General features: G+C 63.6%; 17 protein-coding genes. 5 read left to right on the forward strand and 12 right to left on the reverse strand.

Annotated elements, in window-relative coordinates; all coding sequences use genetic code 11:
• Nucleotides 1-31: 31 nt before the first annotated feature.
• The gene (locus HB375_RS13845; RefSeq protein ID WP_167673574.1) at nucleotides 32-886 is read left to right on the forward strand and encodes a dienelactone hydrolase family protein; all 855 of its coding nucleotides are present in this window, start codon (nucleotides 32-34) and stop codon (nucleotides 884-886) included.
• Nucleotides 887-1,008: 122 nt separating this feature from the next.
• Here the strand turns inward: HB375_RS13845 and HB375_RS13850 are convergent, their stop codons facing one another.
• On the reverse strand, nucleotides 1,009-1,455 hold the full coding sequence (locus tag HB375_RS13850; RefSeq protein ID WP_167673575.1) for a hypothetical protein: 447 nt from the start codon (nucleotides 1,453-1,455) through the stop codon (nucleotides 1,009-1,011).
• A 191-nt stretch (nucleotides 1,456-1,646) separates the two neighbouring features.
• On the opposite strand from HB375_RS13850, the gene HB375_RS13855 reads away from it, so the two are divergent.
• Nucleotides 1,647-2,225, forward strand: coding sequence for a nucleotidyltransferase family protein (locus HB375_RS13855; protein ID WP_205800190.1), 579 nt, complete (start codon nucleotides 1,647-1,649; stop codon nucleotides 2,223-2,225).
• A 3-nt stretch (nucleotides 2,226-2,228) separates the two neighbouring features.
• Here HB375_RS13855 and HB375_RS13860 read toward each other — a convergent pair whose 3' ends face one another.
• The 5 genes from HB375_RS13860 to efp form a co-directional block, all read right to left on the reverse strand.
• The gene (locus HB375_RS13860) at nucleotides 2,229-3,200 is read right to left on the reverse strand and encodes a Gfo/Idh/MocA family protein (RefSeq protein WP_167673577.1); all 972 of its coding nucleotides are present in this window, start codon (nucleotides 3,198-3,200) and stop codon (nucleotides 2,229-2,231) included.
• A gap of 31 nt (nucleotides 3,201-3,231) precedes the next feature.
• On the reverse strand, nucleotides 3,232-3,930 hold the full coding sequence (locus tag HB375_RS13865; RefSeq protein WP_167673578.1) for an SAM-dependent methyltransferase: 699 nt from the start codon (nucleotides 3,928-3,930) through the stop codon (nucleotides 3,232-3,234).
• Nucleotides 3,927-4,964 (reverse strand): Ppx/GppA phosphatase family protein, encoded by a 1,038-nt coding sequence (locus HB375_RS13870; protein WP_425515184.1) that lies wholly within the window; start codon nucleotides 4,962-4,964, stop codon nucleotides 3,927-3,929. Before HB375_RS13870 ends, HB375_RS13865 begins: the two co-directional genes overlap by 4 nt.
• 194 nt (nucleotides 4,965-5,158) lie before the next feature.
• A complete protein-coding gene (locus tag HB375_RS13875) occupies nucleotides 5,159-6,343 on the reverse strand; it encodes an aminotransferase (protein ID WP_167673579.1) in 1,185 nt (394 codons plus the stop codon).
• 130 nt (nucleotides 6,344-6,473) lie between these two features.
• Nucleotides 6,474-7,040: an elongation factor P gene (gene efp / locus HB375_RS13880; RefSeq protein WP_167673580.1), complete on the reverse strand. Its 567-nt coding sequence runs from the start codon at nucleotides 7,038-7,040 to the stop codon at nucleotides 6,474-6,476.
• 134 nt (nucleotides 7,041-7,174) lie between these two features.
• Between efp and epmA the strand changes: the two genes are divergently transcribed.
• Nucleotides 7,175-8,245: an EF-P lysine aminoacylase EpmA gene (gene epmA / locus HB375_RS13885; RefSeq protein ID WP_167673581.1), complete on the forward strand. Its 1,071-nt coding sequence runs from the start codon at nucleotides 7,175-7,177 to the stop codon at nucleotides 8,243-8,245.
• On the forward strand, nucleotides 8,242-9,294 hold the full coding sequence (locus HB375_RS13890; protein ID WP_167673582.1) for a lysine-2,3-aminomutase-like protein: 1,053 nt from the start codon (nucleotides 8,242-8,244) through the stop codon (nucleotides 9,292-9,294). Before epmA ends, HB375_RS13890 begins: the two co-directional genes overlap by 4 nt.
• Here HB375_RS13890 and HB375_RS13895 read toward each other — a convergent pair.
• Together HB375_RS13895 and arfB are read right to left on the reverse strand one after the other, a co-directional pair.
• Nucleotides 9,276-10,655 carry an RtcB family protein gene (locus tag HB375_RS13895; RefSeq protein WP_167673583.1) on the reverse strand — a complete coding sequence of 460 codons (1,380 nt, stop codon included), beginning with the start codon at nucleotides 10,653-10,655 and terminating at the stop codon, nucleotides 9,276-9,278. The genes HB375_RS13890 and HB375_RS13895 overlap by 19 nt on opposite strands.
• Before the next feature lie 77 nt (nucleotides 10,656-10,732).
• Nucleotides 10,733-11,155 (reverse strand): alternative ribosome rescue aminoacyl-tRNA hydrolase ArfB, encoded by a 423-nt coding sequence (gene arfB / locus HB375_RS13900; RefSeq protein ID WP_167673584.1) that lies wholly within the window; start codon nucleotides 11,153-11,155, stop codon nucleotides 10,733-10,735.
• A gap of 131 nt (nucleotides 11,156-11,286) precedes the next feature.
• Here arfB and HB375_RS13905 point away from each other — a divergent pair, with 131 nt between their 5' ends.
• On the forward strand, nucleotides 11,287-12,237 hold the full coding sequence (locus HB375_RS13905) for an AEC family transporter (protein WP_167673585.1): 951 nt from the start codon (nucleotides 11,287-11,289) through the stop codon (nucleotides 12,235-12,237).
• Nucleotides 12,238-12,571: 334 nt separating this feature from the next.
• Here the strand turns inward: HB375_RS13905 and dprA are convergent, their stop codons facing one another.
• From dprA to HB375_RS13925, 4 genes are read right to left on the reverse strand one after another with little or no spacing between them, the layout of a single operon-like run.
• The gene (gene dprA / locus HB375_RS13910; protein WP_167673586.1) at nucleotides 12,572-13,759 is read right to left on the reverse strand and encodes a DNA-processing protein DprA; all 1,188 of its coding nucleotides are present in this window, start codon (nucleotides 13,757-13,759) and stop codon (nucleotides 12,572-12,574) included.
• A gap of 5 nt (nucleotides 13,760-13,764) precedes the next feature.
• Nucleotides 13,765-14,364: a glycerol-3-phosphate 1-O-acyltransferase PlsY gene (plsY, locus tag HB375_RS13915; protein WP_167673587.1), complete on the reverse strand. Its 600-nt coding sequence runs from the start codon at nucleotides 14,362-14,364 to the stop codon at nucleotides 13,765-13,767.
• 7 nt (nucleotides 14,365-14,371) lie between these two features.
• Entirely contained in the window at nucleotides 14,372-15,673 is a 1,302-nt protein-coding gene (locus HB375_RS13920) for a dihydroorotase (protein ID WP_167673588.1), read from the reverse strand.
• Complete coding sequence (locus tag HB375_RS13925; RefSeq protein ID WP_167673589.1) at nucleotides 15,670-16,035, reverse strand: DUF4406 domain-containing protein; 366 nt, start codon at nucleotides 16,033-16,035, stop codon at nucleotides 15,670-15,672. Before HB375_RS13925 ends, HB375_RS13920 begins: the two co-directional genes overlap by 4 nt.
• Between the last annotated feature and the right edge of the window lie 19 nt (nucleotides 16,036-16,054).

Raw genomic sequence — 16,054 nt, forward strand, 5'->3', positions numbered from 1 at the left:
TGTTGAGGGTCCCATTCTCGCGGAGGCCCTCATGGACCAGCGTATCATCGACCTCTACGACGACTTCACCCATGGCGGCATGAACCGCCGCAGTTTTCTCGACCGCCTCGCCGCCCTTGTAGGCAGCGCCGCGGGAGCAACCGCCCTCCTGCCGATCCTGCAGAACAACTACGCTCAAGCGCAGACCGTCGCCGACACCGATCCGCGGATCACGACCGAGACAGTCGATATTCCCGGCGTGCCGGGCCTCAAGGGTTATCTCGCCAAGCCGAAGACCGGCGACAAGCTGCCGACCGTTCTCGTCATCCACGAGAACCGGGGCCTGAATCCGCACATCAAGGACGTCACGCGCCGTCTGGCGACGCAGGGCTTCATCGCGCTCGGCCTCGACTATCTCTCGCTGATGGGCGGGACGCCCGAGGATGAGGACAAGGGCCGCGACATGATCGGCCAGCTGAAGCAGCCTGACGTGGTCGCCTATGGCAAGGCGGCGGTGGCCTATCTGAAGAGTCATCCGGACGGCAACGGCAAGGTCGGCGCTGTCGGCTTCTGCTGGGGCGGCGGCGCGGTCAACAACCTGGCGATCGCCGAGCCTAACCTCTCAGCAGGCGTCGCCTATTACGGCGGCCAGCCGAAGGCTGAGGATGTGCCGAAGATTCACGCCGCGATGCTTCTGCATTACGGGGGTCTCGACGAGCGCATCAACGCAGGCATTCCGGCCTATGAGGTCGCGCTCAAGCAGGCAGGCAAGACATACGAGATCTATGTTTACGAGGGTGCGAACCACGCCTTCAACAACAATACTAACGAAGCGCGCTACGACAAATCCGCCGCAGAGCTCGCCTGGAGCCGGACGGTCGCGTTCCTGAAGAAATACCTGAGCTGATTGCGCTCACATTCCATCAGTCGTCATGGCCGGGCTCGTCCCGGCCATCTCGTTTTGAAGAGCGCAACCAAGCGAGATCACCGGGGTCAAGCCCGGTGATGACATGATCAAGAGAAACGCACTCAGCCCTTCAGGCGGGCGTTGCACTGCGAGTAATAGCCGCCGCCCTTCTGGATCCACTTCAGGCCGCCATTGCCGCTTCCGCCCGCAGCCTGATTGGCCTTGTACTGGTCGAGACAGGTGTGCATCCGGGCCTTGCCCGCGGATTCGCTGGAGTATTTCGATGAGACCGCCGACGGGAGCGTCAAATTGCCCTTCGCCATCGGCGTGGTAGGCGCCGTGGTCGGCTGGCGCGACGGCGGCGCGGTAACGGCTCCGGTCGCCGAGGGACCGCATTCCGCCTTGCGGAAATCGTTCCAGGTCTTCGTCCCCAGCGTTCCAGCCGTCTGAGCCGCTTTATACTTCGTGCTGCATTCCTTCATGGTGAGAGCGGACGCCGGCGTGACCTGCGCCATGGCGAGCCCGGCGGCGCCAGCGAGGATAGCGGACAGGATGAGATACCGTTGCATGGTCGAACCTTTCTCTCAATGCCTTCGCGGCACGCGAGTACCTCGGGACTATGCGGGAGGGAGGGGATAGGTTCCGTCACGGTTTGCTGGGCGTGGCCCGATATTCTTGTTTCGTTCCCATGCAGAGGGGCGTAGCTTGGCGGCAAGAATCCCTGAAGGAATCGATGGGCGAAATGGCGGAAGAAACAACGTTGGCGTCTCATAATGAACGGGATCGCTTTCTCGCCCTCGTCCTTGCGAACAGGTGGAACGCTATCGTTCTGGAGCGCACCGCTCAGCTCGGGGTCACGGACTGGTGGCTGACCGCCGGTTGCATTGCCCAATCGGTCTGGAACGGCCTGTACGGCCGGCAACCCGATCACGGCATCCTCGATTACGACATTTTCTATTTCGATCCGGATACAAGCTGGGCCGCCGAGGATAAGGTCATTCGAGCAGCGGCGAAAATCTTTGCCGATCTGCCGATCAGCGTTCAGATCCGCAATCAGGCGCGCGTCCCCCTGTGGTACGAGGAGAAATTCGGCACGCCGTTTCCGCCGGTGGAAGCCGCGAGCGATGGAATCGGCCAGTTTCCCTGCGCGACCGTCGCGGTGGGAGTCCGGCGAGACGGTGACAGCTTGAGAATTCACGCGCCGTTTGGCCTCGCCCTCCTGCTTGGCGGCGAGTTGATCCCCAATCCCGCTTTGCCGATCCCGGACGTTTATGGCGCCAAAACAGGGCGTTGGCGTAAGGTATGGCCCGAACTTGTCGTGGCACCCTGGCCGGAATGACGCTCAAGCGGCCTTTGTTGCACCTGCGGTAGTGGAGGCTTCCTCGAACGGCTCCACCTGCAGCCTGCGCCCGACCATGAAGGCATCCGCGACGAGGCGGAACGGCGCGACGTCGACGGCCGAGCGGCCTTCCGTCAGAAGCTCGTCGAAGCGCTTGTAGATCCCCTCGTATTCGGCGGGCTTCTCATCTACCACCACGCGCCCGTCGATCTCGAGACGGCACCCGCCGTCCGAGAGCTTGAGCTGCGACCCAGCCTCGGTCTGGACGTCGATCTCCCAGGTCTGCGGACCTGTCTGACGCCAGTCGAGTGAAGCGGTCAGATCGACACCCGGCTGGCCTGTCGACAGGGTGACCTCGGCGGCAATCGGCGCGTCCCGATTGGCCGGGAACTTCAGGTCTGCCCGGCTGATGAACACCGGCTGCGGCATGATGCGGGTGACGATGGAAAAGGCGTTGATGCCGGGATCGAAAATGCCGAAGCCTCCGGCCTGCCAGATCCATTGCTGGCCCGGATGCCAGCGCCGGACATCCTCTTTCCAAGTCACGTGCAGCGTCTTGACGGTCTGGCCTGCAAGCGCCCTCGCCGCTTCGTCCACGCCCTTGTTGTACTGCGCATGCCAGGTGGTGAAGAGCGTTTTTCCGACCTTGTCGGCGAGTTGCTCCAGGTCGGCGAGTTCGCTCAAAGTAGCAGCGGGCGGTTTTTCGAGGAGCACGCTCTTTCCGGCAAGCAGAGCATCGCGCGCAATCCGGTGGCGCACCTGAGGCGGCGTGCAGATGGCAACGGCCTCGAGTTCCGGCACGCCGGAGAGCATCTTGCGATAATCCGTGAAGGTGTATTTTGCGTCGTCAGTCGATAATCCGCGCAGGCTTGAGACCGCGAGCAGCTTGAAATCAGGATTGGCGCGGATGGTTGGCAGATGTTGGTCCTGGGCGATCTTGCCCAGGCCGATAATTCCGATTGTATGAGGTGCCATCGCTTGTCTCCGAAGCGGTGGCCGACAGCCGTCAGGAGGACGGCGTCTCGCCCGCTGCACCCCGGAAACCGGTCGCCATCACATAGAGTTCCGCCGAGTCAGCGCGGCTCGCGGCGGGCTTCACGTGGCGCACAACCGCAAAGTCGCGCTTGAGGTCGGCGAGAAGCTGGCCCTCGGTACCGCCCTGGAACACCTTGGCGATGAAGACGCCGCCCGGCGCCAAAATCTCGCGCGCGAAATAGATCGCCGCCTCCGCGAGCCCCATGATGCGTAAGTGGTCCGTCTTCTTGTGCCCGGTCGTGTTGGCGGCCATGTCGGACATGACGATGTCCGCAGGCCCGCCCAGCATCTCGATCAGCTTGCCCGGGGCGCTTTCGTCCAGAAAGTCGAGCTGGATGAATTCGACACCCGGTAGAGGATCGATGGGCAGCAAATCGATGCCGACCACCTTGCCCTTTGCACCCACCTTTTTCGCCGCGATCTGCGCCCAGCCGCCGGGGGCTGCGCCCAGATCGACCACGCGCTGGCCGGATTTGAGGACGTGATACTTCTCGTCGATCTCCAGCAGCTTGAAAGCCGCACGCGAGCGATAACCTTCGCGCTTGGCGCGGGCGACGTAGGGATCGTTGAGCTGGCGCTCAAGCCATTTTTGCGAGGAGAGCGAGCGCTTGTTCGCCGTCTTCACCCGCTGCTTGAGGTTTCGCGTGCCGGAGCCGGTTTTGGTCGTCACCGATGGCCCTCCTGCCACACGCTGTCCTCTCTCATCATGTTCATCAAAATTCCTTCGCGGAGCCCCCGGTCGGCGATGCGCAGGCGATCCGAGGGAAAAGCCCGGCGGATTGCTTCCAAAATCGCGCAGCCGGCCAGAACCAGATCGGCGCGGTCTTTGCCGACGCAGGGATTTGCGGCTCTTTGATCGAAATTGCAACGCAGCAATTGCCGAATGACAGCCGAGATGTCGTCGCTGCGCATCCACATGCCGTCGACGCGGCGGCGGTCGTAACGCGGCAGACCCAGATGAATCCCGCCGACCGTCGTGACCGTGCCCGACGTGCCGAGAAGATGGAAGTTCGATCCCTCTTCCGCCCCCGCGGCCATCGCAGCGAAGTCGACAAGCCGCTCCGACACTTCCTCGACCATGTCCTCGAAGCTCTCAGGCGTGACATGAACGCCGCCATGCCGCTCGGCCAGCGTCACCACGCCGACGGGAAGCGAATCCCAGGCACGGATGCGCTTGCAGGGGTCGGCCATGGCGTGAGGTGCAAGGCCATCAAGCCAGGCAACCTCCGTCGAGCCGCCGCCGATGTCGAACACGATCACCGACCGTGCCCTCGGATCGGCCAGGGACGCGCAGCCCGTGACGGCGAGATAGGCCTCGGTCTGGCGGTCGACGACCTCCAGCTCCATGTCGAGATCGGCTCGAACCCGCTCGATGAAGGACGGCCCGTTCTCGGCAAGACGGCAGGCTTCCGTCGCGACGAGACGCGCCCGTGCGACCCCCTTGGCCATCATCTTGTCCCGGCAGACGCGCAGCGCCTCCAAGGTCCGCTCGATGGCGTCCTCGCTCAACTGGTTGCCGCGCCCCAGCCCCTCACCGAGGCGGACAATGCGGGAAAAGGCATCGACGACGCGAAATCCCACAGCGGCAGGTTCGGCAATGAGAAGGCGGCAATTGTTGGTGCCGAGATCGAGCGCCGCATAACTGCGCGAGACGCTATGCCGCAGGTCCTTCCTCGCGGCCGCGCTGACGTGATCCGCAAGCAACGACACACCGTTCGCGCCCCCGGAAGAAGGGCTCGTCCGTCGCTCACCAGAAACGGCGATCGAATCGTACTTCACGGTCAAAACGAAATCCTTCGGCACCCAGCGCGGGATGCCTGGTTGCCGACCAGAGTAACAACCACCCCGTGGTCCTGCCAAGCGTTGCAGGTAAGTTTGTCGGGATGCGCTGTGGGCGATCAGAGCGCCAGGCCGCGCAAACGCTCGGTCAAGCCGACCAGAATATCCGCGCCGACATTGGCGATGGCGACACGCAGATGCCCCTCCTGCCCCGGACCGAAATAACTTCCGGGCAGGCACAGAACGCCACGCTCCGTCGCGAGTTTTTCCGCGACGGCCTGCGCCGTTTTTCCGGGGAATGGATGCCGCAGATAGGCGAAGTAAGCGCCGACGGATTCAATGCGCCATTCGGGTAAGGGTGCGAGCGCTTCCCGAAACACCCTGGCCCGTTTGTTGATCTCGGCGCGGTTCTCCTCGCGCCAGTCCCGGAGGCCGTCGATGGCCCAGGGCAAGGCCGCCTGGGCGGTACGCGGCGCGCAGATCTGAATGCAGTCGAGGATCTTGGCCACATGCTCGATCAAATCGGCATCCGCCGTGATCGCGCCCATGCGGTGACCGGGGATCGCATAGGACTTGGAGAACGAATAGAGCTGGATGACCGTGTCACGCCATTCATCGCTTGTGAAAAGGCCGTGCGCGCGGTTCATGCCATTAGGTAAAAAGTCCCGGTAAGTCTCGTCAATGACGAGGTAAATTTTCCGCCGACGGCACAGTTCCGCAAAGCTTTCGATGACATGCGCGGGATAGACTGCCCCGGTCGGGTTGTTCGGCGTGACGAGCACGATGGCCCGGACCTTCGCGTCGATCAGCGGCTCGGCGTCCTCGACCCGAGGCACGAAGCCGGCCTCCGCGCGGCAGGGCAACGGACGCGGCTCGATGCCGAGCATGTCAAGGCTCATCTGGTGATTGAAGTACCACGGCGTCGGCAGCAGCACGGCCTCGCCGCGATGGGCGAGCAGCATCATCGCCGCGAAGAAGGCGAGATTGCAGCCCGCCGTCATCGCCGTGTCCTCGGGGGCGATCCGGCCCTCGTAGAGCCGGGACAGGTCGGCGGCATAGGCCTGCCTTAAATCCCCATCCCCATTGATCGGTCCATATTGCGAACCGGCAGCGGAACCGGCCGTCGCGGCCATGCGCTCCAGCATCCCGGGATGCGGCGCATTGCCCGGCACGGCCTGCGAGAGATTGATGAGCGGCCCGTAAGCCCCGTCATAGCGCTTGGTCCAGCTTTGCGCCTCGGGGATCGGCGGGCTTCCGACATCAGCGACGAGGGCGTTGATAGGGGCCGAAAATCCGCTCGTCATGATGTCCGCTGCTCCAGAAATGAGAAAGGATAGGAATTCCCCGGAGCCGGCAGGCTCTCCCGGAAAATCCTATCCTTCAAGATCAAATCGCGGCGGTAGGCCACCGCGACCAAGGCTGAGGCAAGGAGCCTTAGTCCTTGGCGCGCTCCACGTAGGAGCCGTCTTCCGTCATGATCACGACGCGGGTGCCGGCCGTGATGTGGGGAGGAACCAGGGTGCGCACGCCGTTCGAGAGAATGGCGGGCTTGTAGGACGACGAGGCTGTCTGGCCCTTCACGACCGGCTCGGTCTCGGCGATTTCGAGGGTCACACGGGCCGGCAGTTCGATGGCGATCGGAACGCCGTTGTGGACGCTCAGCATCACCGCCATGCCTTCCTGGAGATAGGCCTTCTGGTCGCCGATGATGTCTTCCTGAACCGCGAGCTGCTCATAGCTTTCCGGGTTCATGAAGTGGAAACCTTCGCCGTCCTCGTAGAGGAAGGTGTGTTCGCGGTCTTCCACGAAGGCACGCTCGACCTGCTCGGTCGTGCGGTAGCGTTCCGACACCTTCACGCCGTCCGAGATGCGGCGCATGTCGAGCTGGGTCACGGGCGTGCCCTTGCCGGGGTGGATGTTCTGGGCGGTGAGCACGACATAGAGCCGGCCGTCGATGTCGACGACATTGCCTTTGCGCAGCGTAGAGGCGATGACCTTCACGAGAAGCTTTCCTTATGACAAATGTAGCCGCGCCGTCGGGCTGGGCTGCCCTTACCCCGGTGGCGCGAAATTCAATTTCGCTGCCGCACTAACCCATCTTGGCGCAATTCGCCAGTCTGACCCCGAGGAAATCCTTGGAACGGAAAGAAGCCGCACCCGCCCCCTCCCCCTGGTGGACGCCGCATGTCCATGCGGACCGCCGCCCGTTTCTGTTGACCCGCAACCGGATTCAGGCCGCGTTGCGCGGATTTTTCGCGGGCGAGGACTTTGTGGAGGTCGACACGGCCACGCTTCAGGTTTCCCCCGGCAACGAGGCCCATCTTCATGCCTTCGCGACCGAGGCCATCGGGCTCGATGGCTCGCGGGCACCGCTTTACCTCCACACCTCCCCCGAATTCGCCTGCAAGAAGCTGTTGGCGGCAGGTGAGAGGCGCATCGCCTGCTTCGCCCACGTTTATCGCAACCGCGAGCGCGGCCCCCTGCACCATCCCGAATTCACGATGCTCGAATGGTACCGGGTAAGCGAAAGCTATGAGACGCTGATGCGCGACTGCGCCAAAATCCTGGTGCTGGCGGCGGAGACGGCCAAGACACGAACTCTCACCTTCCGCGGCCAGACGACCGATCCCTTTTTGGAGCCCGAGCGGCTGAGCGTCGCGGAGGCGTTTGAACGCTTTGCCGGGATCGACCTTTTGACCTCCATCGAGCCGAACGGCGCGACAGACCGTGACCATCTGGCCGCGAGCCTGCGGCAGGCGGGCCTGCGGGTTGCGGATGACGATACGTGGTCCGACCTTTTCAGCCGCGTCATCGTGGAGCGGGTGGAGCCTAACCTGGGTCATGGCCGCGCCACGATCCTCGACGAATACCCCGTCGCGGAGGCAGCCCTCGCGCGCCCGACCGCGCAGGATCCGCGCGTGGCGGAGCGGTTCGAGCTTTATGCCTGCGGCGTCGAGCTCGCTAACGCCTTCGGCGAATTGACCGACGCTGCGGAGCAGCGCCGCCGGTTCAAGGCGGAGATGGCGGAGAAGATGCGGGTTTACGGCGAAAGCTATCCGGTGGATGAGGACTTTTTGGCCGCTCTCGCGCAGATGCCCGAGGCAAGCGGCATCGCATTAGGCTTCGACCGTCTCGTAATGCTGGCGACGGGCGCGGCGCGTATCGATCAGGTCCTGTGGGCTCCCGTGCCGGAGACATCGCGATGACAATCGCCCGTCCACTCAAGACCCCCAAGGATCTTGTGGAGGCCGACCTCGTCGAGGCCGAGCACCTTGGCGATATCGCGCGCGTAGCGGAACGTTACGCCATCGCGATTACCCCTGCCATGACAGCGCTGATCGACCGGAACGATCCCGCCGATCCGATTGCGCTTCAATTCGTGCCGGATGCAGCCGAACTCGTCACGACGCGAGAAGAGCGCGACGACCCCATTGGCGACCTCGCCCACAGCCCGGTTGAGGGCATCGTGCATCGCTATCCCGACCGGGTGCTGCTGAAAGCAGTCCATGTCTGCCCAGTCTATTGCCGCTTCTGCTTCCGCCGCGAGATGGTGGGGCCGCAGGGCCTTGGAACGCTCTCGAGCGAAGCCATGGACAAGGCATTCGCCTACATCGCGGAGCATCCCGAAATCTGGGAGGTGATCCTAACCGGCGGCGACCCGCTGGTTCTCTCCCCACGCCGTCTCGCGGAGATCACGCAGCGCCTGAGTGCCATCGAACACGTGAAGATCGTGCGGTTTCATAGCCGCGTGCCGGTGGTCGAGCCCGAGCGCGTCGATGCAGAGCTGATCGCAGCGCTGAAGGCCAGCGGCAAGACGACCTACGTCGCCCTCCACGCCAACCATCCACGCGAGTTGACGCAAGACGCGCGCGCGGCCTGCGCCCGCCTTGTCGATTCCGGCATCGTGATGGTGAGCCAGTCGGTGCTCCTGAAAGGCGTCAACGACGATGTAGACACTTTGGCCGAGCTGATGCGTGCCTTCGTCGAAACGCGGATCAAGCCCTATTACCTGCATCACCCCGACCTCGCCCCCGGCACCAGCCATTTCCGCCTCTCCATCGCAGAAGGCCAGGCACTCGTGGCCGCTTTGCGCGGACGCATCTCAGGCCTGTGCCAGCCGACCTACATTCTCGATGTTCCGGGCGGATACGGAAAGGCGCCGCTCGCACCAAGCTTTGTCGAGATGGATGAGGATGGGGCCGTTTCAGTGTCCGACTATCGCGGCGGCAAGCATCGCTACCCGCCGGAGAGTTGAGCCGGCTCGACCGCCTCGTTTCGCTTCTTGCGCCAGGGCGCATCCTGCTCCCAATCGCCGGCCATGATAGATCCGTAAGGATCGATTACGTCGGAAATCGTGGCGAGATCGTATTTCTCGATCTGCGCCCGAACGGAGGCAGCGTTCTTGTACGCTGACGGCAGCTCGGCAAAGTCCGGCTTTCCGCAGAAGAAGCGAACGTCGATACCGGCCGGCATCTCCGGCTGGCCCATCCGCAGAAACGCTGTGCGGCTCATATTTCGGCCCGCCCCATGCGGTGCGAAGCCGAGGGATTCCTTTTTGTTCCGGTGTCCGACGATGAGAATTGGCTCGGCCATATTGAGCGGAATGAGCGTGCGCCCGTCATCATCCGGCGAGAAGTCGTCCCAAGAGGGCGTCGCTCCCTTGCCGTGATAGAAAAGCCCGTCCGAACGCTGGAAGACGAAGTTGTGCTCGTTCCAGAACCGGTCGGCGATGGAGTTTCCGATCTTCTGCGCGACGAGGTCATGCAAGGCGTAGTGGCTCGCCTTGGTCCAATTGCGCACGATCTGCAGCGCTCTCCAGTATTCCTCGCCATCATGGCTCGCCGCCTTGATCCAGGCGCTATGCGCAGGGACCTTGGGAGCGACGATGGCCGTGTGCTTCTTCGCCGCTGCCATGCCGCGCTTGTAGAGCTGCGCGCCGAGGCCGCGCGATCCATGATGCGTGACGAGAGCCACCTGCCCCGTCGAGCGCAGGCGCCCCACATAGGCGAAGTGGTTGCCGTCGCCCTGCGAGCCGAAATGGCCGAGAGCGAGATTCTCGAAGCCCGACAAAAAACGATTTTGCGAAACCGCCTCCATGATAAGGCGCGGCGGCTCCAGCATCTTCGCGCGACCGCCCGGCCCGAAATGCGTGACCTGCTGCATGGCATCGAGAACCAGCCGTGGATCATCCTCGCGCTTGAACAGCGTCATCGCCACGGAACAGCAGATGTCAGACGAGTGGAAGCCGGGATGAATGGCATCCTGCGCAGCAACCGCGCCGCCGACGGGGATCGTCCCCATCTCCTTTCCTGCCGGACACGCATCGGGCATCACCGCACCGGCAACGATCGTTGGAACCCGCATAAGCGCGTCCATGTGCTGGGCGACCGCGGCTGCATTCGCCCGTTCCAGATCGTTCTCAGCGTCGAGGAACATCGCATACGAAAGCGAGTTCGTGCGCATCAAGGTTTCGGCCGGCATCATCCCTTGCAGGGCGACGAAGATTTCATCGTCGGACTTGCCGTTGGCCCGCATCTGGTTGGCGGCAGCCAAGGCCTCCGGAAACCACTTACCGGGTTTGAACCCCCATGCGATCAGGGTGCCCCCATCGATCATCGACCTGCCCCTAAATTTAAAATATGTTATATCGTTAATTTGTTCGATAAAAGCCCTGAACCTTCGGTTGCAGAAACTCAATCGAATCCCGGCTTAGCGCTGCGTCCCTTCTTGACCTCCGAGCGACGCCCCTTCGACTCCAACCGCCGTTGTTTGGACGCCAGCGTCGGCCTGGTCGCGCGGCGTGGTTTGGGCGTCTCGGTCGCCTGACGGATCAGGTCGAGGAGGCGCTCCAGCGCGTCCTGCCGGTTGCGCTCCTGGGTGCGGAAGCGCTGCGCGGTGATGACGATGACGCCGTCGTTGGTGAGACGACTGCCGGCGAGCTTCATGAGGCGGATGGCGACCATGTCCGGCAGCGAACGCGAACGTCTGGCGTCGAAGCGCAACTGAACGGCGGTCGCGACCTTGTTGACGTTCTGGCCGCCCGGACCCGAGCCGCGAATAAAGCTCTCCTCGATCTCGGATTCATCGAGCGCGATGGTATCGGTCACCGGGATCATGGGAGCCTCGAAAAACGGGAAAGCGGCGCTTGTCGCCCTGACGGAGACGGTCTAAGCGCCTTCTTCTAGCCGAGCCCGGCGGGATTGAGAAATTCAGTGGGCGGCTCTACCTCTGTCACCCGGTTCTCGTCATGTCCGCCATCTTCGCCAGTCTCGTCCCGACCTTTCTCATCATCGCGACCGGATGGCTGTGCCGGACGACGGGTTTTGTCGGCGACACGCAATGGCAGGGGCTGGAGCGGGTCACTTACGTGATCTTCTTCCCTGCCCTCATCATCGATACGTTGGCGCGGGCGGATCTGACTTCGGTGCCGGTGTTCGGCGTCGGCGGTGCGCTTATCGGTGCAATCCTGCTTATGGCGACGACCGTCCTGATGCTGAGGCCGCTTTTGGAACGCCGCTTCGGGATCGACGGGCCGAGCTTCACTTCGGTCTTTCAGGGCGCGACACGCTGGAATACCTTCGTCGGCCTGTCGGTTGCCGGCAGCCTGTTCGGGCAGCGGGGAATCGCCCTGATTGCGGTGGCGATCGCCGCCATGGTGCCGCTCCTCAATCTGCTGGCATTTTATGTCTTCATTCGCTTTGCGGGCCGCCCGCGGCAGAGCCCGCGCGATATCTTACGCTCGTTTGCGACCAATCCCTTCATCTGGTCCTGCGCCGTGGGGCTGGCGCTCAACCTGCTCGCCCCGCCCCTCCCGAAGCCCATCGGTGGATATATCGAGATGATGGGCCGCGCGGCGCTTGCCGCCGGCTTGTTGATCGTGGGCGCTGGCCTCGACATTCGCCGCCTTGCGAAGCCGGGCGTGCCGCATGTGATCGCCACGACGTTGAAGCTTCTGGTCATGCCGGTCATCGCCGTGACGCTGGCGGAGGCTGTCGGTGTAACCGGGACCGACATCGCCGTGACGGTTATCGCCGCCTCCGTGCCGTCAGCCAGCGCCGCCTATGTGCTCGCCCGCCAGATGGGCGGAAACGCGGCCCTCATGGCCGAAATTCTGACTCTTCAGACCCTCGTTGCCCTGATTTCCATGCCCTTCCTTATTTCCCTCCTCGGGAAATGCAGTCAGGTTGCATGCAATTAAAAGTTTAATTACACACTTGTTTTATTTTTAGTTGTGCTGGTATTAGGTCCTATCGACCTTTCTCAATCAGCATTGCGTCCCTATGAAAGCCAAAGCCGCGCCTCGTTCCCTGAAAGCCCCGACAACGCAGGAGCGCCCTCTGGACGCGGGCGCCGCCCCGAGCACGGGCCAGGAGCTCTCCCCCACCGAAACCGCCAAATATATCGCCGATTTCACCGCCTAACTGGCCTATCTCGCCCGTAAGGCGGAGTTCGACCCTTTGGCTTATTTGCTTGACATGGCGCGGCTGGAGGCGGTGCGGGGTGCGCAGGCAGTCCGCCGTAAGGCTTGAGCCTCAGCGAGCAGCCAAGAGCGAAACCGCATTTCCCCCGTGGCGCTCGAGACGCCCGGCAATCTCCAGCTCGAGCAAAGCCATCTGCACAGCACGGATCGGTAATCCCGATTGCCGGACCAGATCGTCGATAGAGATCGGCGACGGGCCGAGCAGATCAATGATGCTGGCATCAGCCGTCACGACCTGATCCTCGAAGAGGCCGTCCAGCGTAACCGGAGCGATAGGGGCGCGGGCCACATCGGGCAGGCCCAGTTCGTCCCACAACTCCTCAGCTACCCCCGCGTGGTGCGGCTCGGACAGGTGAGGCCCATCCTTCGGACCTACCGCGATCAGCGGTTCGAGTACGCTCGTCACGTGTTCGAGCCCAGCACAGAGGGTCGCGCCGTCGCGGATCAGGTCGTTGGTCCCCTCCGCACGCGGATCGAGCGGCGATCCCGGCACCGCAAAAACCTCCCGCCCCTGTTCAAGCGCGAAGCGGGCGGTGATGAGCGAGCCGGAGCGGCGCGCAGCCTCCACCACCACGACGCCATAGGACAGCCCTGAGACGATCCGATTGCGGCGCGGGAAGTCGCGCCCGCGTGGCTCCCAGCCGAAGGGCATTTCGGAAACGATTGCTCCGCCCTGGTCCACAATGGCGTGGAGCAGCGGTTCGTTCTCTGACGGATAGATGCGGTCATGACCGCCAGCGAGCACCGCGACCGTGCCGGTCGCGAGCGTCGCCTTGTGTGCCCGCGTGTCGATGCCGCGCGCGAGACCCGACACCACCACATAACCCGCCTCGCCGAGCTGGCGCGACAAGCGTTCCGCAAACGTCAGCCCGGCCGCCGAAGCATTGCGCGACCCGACGATGGCGACCGATGGCTTCGCCAACACCTCCACCGAACCGCGCACCGCGATCAAAGGCGGAGCCGTATCAACGGCCTGAAGCGTCTTGGGATAGTTCGGCTCGCCCATGGCGACGAAGCGGACACCGAGGCGCGCAGCCGCCGCCATTTCCTTCTCGGCTTCCGCGCGGCTTGCGACTTTCAAGACAAGACGCCCGCCCCGCCGAGCGAGACCCGGCAGCGCATCGAGCGCGGCGGAGGCTCCGCCGAACTGGTTGATCAGCGCGCGAAAGGTGCGAGGCCCAACATTCTCCGAGCGGATGAGCCGCAGCCAATCGAGACGCTGCTCATCGGTCAGGCGCACGCCGCTCATCCCTTCTGTCCGATCTTGCCTTCGGTTCCGGCGAGTAGGCGCTTAATGTTCTCGCTATGCTTCCACCACAGAAGCACCACCAGGATCACCGCAACAACGGCCATTTTCGGCTCCCCAAGGAGCCAAAGCGCGACCGGAGAAAGAGCGCTTGCGATAAGCGCTGAGAGCGACGAGTAGCGCGTCGTAAAGGCCAACCCGAGCCAGATCACGGCGAAGATCAGCGCGGCGAGCGGCTTGAGGCCGATGAGAATGCCGATGAAGGTGGCGACGCCCTTGCCCCCCTTGAAGCCGAGCCAGACCGGGAACAGGTGGCCCAGAAAAGCGCCGAGCGCCGCGATGACCGCGAGATCCGTACCCCAGCGCCCGGCGATGACGACGGCGGCCGTGCCCTTCAGGGCATCGCCGATCAAGGTCGCCGCCGCGAGACCCTTGCGGCCTGTGCGCAGCACGTTGGTCGCGCCGATATTGCCGGAGCCGACGTTACGGATGTCTCCCAAACCCGCCATGCGGGTGAAGATCACGCCGAAGGGAATGGAGCCGAGAAGGTAGCCGAAGGCCAGGGCAACGAGGGCAGGTAGAAAAGCGGTATCGGACATTCGATTCTCATGAAGCCGTGCGGCGGTCGAAGACGATCCTGCCTGCAACCATCGTCACCGTCACCTGCCCTTCCAGACGGGCTTCGTCGAAAGGCGTATTCTTGGACAGCGAACGGAGCTGGCGCTTGTCGAGTACATAAGGCGTCTCGGGGTCGAACAGAATGAGGTCAGCCGGCGCGCCGCGCTGGAGCCGTCCGCCCGGCAGGCCAAGGATTTCAGCCGGCCGGGTCGACATGGCTCGCAGCAGCTTCGGCAACGAAATGCGCTCGGCCTGCACGAGCCGCAACGCGGCCGAGAGCAGCGTTTCCAGCCCCACCGCGCCGTCCTCGGCCTCCGCGAAAGGCAGCCGCTTGGTCTCGACATCCTGTGGATTGTGGTCCGAGACAATCACGTCGATGGTGCCATTAGCCAGCGCGTCGATCACCGCCTGCCGATCATCCTCGTGCCGGAGCGGCGGCGAGAGTTTGAAGAACGTGCGGTAGTGGCCGATGTCGTTCTCGTTGAGCGCGAGATTACTGATGGAGACGCCGCAGGTGACGGGAAGTCCACTCGCCTTCGCTGCCCGGACGATCTCGGCCGAGTCCCCACAGGAAATCATGGCCGCGTGGTAGCGCCCGCCCGTTAGGCGAACGAGGCGGATGTCGCGCTCCAACATCACCGTTTCCGCCTCGCGCGGAATGCCCGGCAGTCCGAGACGGGCGGCGAACTCGCCCTCGTTCATCACGCCCTGGCCGACGAGGTCCGGATCTTCCACGTGATGGACGATGAGCGCATCGAAATCGCGCGCATAGGTGAGCGCGCGGCGCATCACCTGGGCATTGGTGACCGAGCGCGCGCCGTCCGTGAAGGCGATGGCGCCGGCATCCTGCAGCAGGCCGATCTCGGCCATTTCCTCGCCTTTGAGTCCTTTGGTCAGAGCCGCAGCCGGGCGGATGTTGACGATGGAGGTGTCGCGCGCGCGGCGCATGACGAAATCGATGATCGCCGGATCGTCCAGCACCGGGTTCGTATCGGGCATCGACACGATGGTCGTGACACCGCCCGCCGCAGCGGCCTCGCCCGCGCTCTTCAACGTCTCCCGATGCGCCGCCCCCGGCTCGCCGATGAAGGCACGCATGTCGATCAGACCAGGCGCGAGGACCTGACCGCCGCAGTCGATGATCTCGGCATCAGCCGCCGCCGCGACCTGCGGGCCAACATCGGCAATGATGCCGTCCCGGACGAGCAAGCCACCGCGCTCCTCGCGGCCGCTGTCTGGGTCGATCAGGCGCGCGTTCTTGAACAAGATGGGGCGGTTGGTCGTGATCATGCGCAACCCGGAATGTCTTCAAAGCGATGGAAAACGAGCTTTCCATTCTCCCTCGCCAAAGCGACCATCTCGTCCGCTCCGGTCGAAGGACCGCCGATGCGCAAGCAGGCGTCGCACTTTGCGACAAGGCGGCGCGCGATGGCGTGGAAAATCTCGTCGAAAATTGTGTCACCGATCCTCTCGGACCCGGCGAATTCAATCAGAGGCAGGGCATACCACTCGCCCAGGACTGGCAGGTGCCCAGCGCGGAAAAGACGAAGCGCCATCTCCATCATGGCATCCACATTCGCCTGGATCTTTTGCGGATCGTCACCGGTGCCGGACCGATAGGGACCGGCGACGAGGATCTGAAGCGGCGTCATGCCCTGAACCTTTCCCTCT

It is taken from the genome of Microvirga terricola (assembly GCF_011777495.1).
Lineage (GTDB): Bacteria > Pseudomonadota > Alphaproteobacteria > Rhizobiales > Beijerinckiaceae > Microvirga > Microvirga terricola.

Bases quoted from the DNA above. Each gene is read 5' to 3' on its own strand.
- HB375_RS13845 (WP_167673574.1), top strand. From the start codon at position 32: ATGGACCAGCGTATCATCGACCTCTACGACGACTTCACCCATGGCGGC.
- HB375_RS13850 (WP_167673575.1), bottom strand. From the start codon at position 1,455: ATGCAACGGTATCTCATCCTGTCCGCTATCCTCGCTGGCGCCGCCGGG.
- HB375_RS13860 (WP_167673577.1), bottom strand. From the start codon at position 3,200: ATGGCACCTCATACAATCGGAATTATCGGCCTGGGCAAGATCGCCCAG.
- HB375_RS13875 (WP_167673579.1), bottom strand. From the start codon at position 6,343: ATGACGAGCGGATTTTCGGCCCCTATCAACGCCCTCGTCGCTGATGTC.
- HB375_RS13890 (WP_167673582.1), top strand. From the start codon at position 8,242: ATGACAATCGCCCGTCCACTCAAGACCCCCAAGGATCTTGTGGAGGCC.
- HB375_RS13895 (WP_167673583.1), bottom strand. From the start codon at position 10,655: ATGATCGATGGGGGCACCCTGATCGCATGGGGGTTCAAACCCGGTAAG.
- arfB (WP_167673584.1), bottom strand. From the start codon at position 11,155: ATGATCCCGGTGACCGATACCATCGCGCTCGATGAATCCGAGATCGAG.
- HB375_RS13905 (WP_167673585.1), top strand. From the start codon at position 11,287: ATGTCCGCCATCTTCGCCAGTCTCGTCCCGACCTTTCTCATCATCGCG.
- plsY (WP_167673587.1), bottom strand. From the start codon at position 14,364: ATGTCCGATACCGCTTTTCTACCTGCCCTCGTTGCCCTGGCCTTCGGC.
- HB375_RS13920 (WP_167673588.1), bottom strand. From the start codon at position 15,673: ATGATCACGACCAACCGCCCCATCTTGTTCAAGAACGCGCGCCTGATC.
- HB375_RS13925 (WP_167673589.1), bottom strand. From the start codon at position 16,035: ATGACGCCGCTTCAGATCCTCGTCGCCGGTCCCTATCGGTCCGGCACC.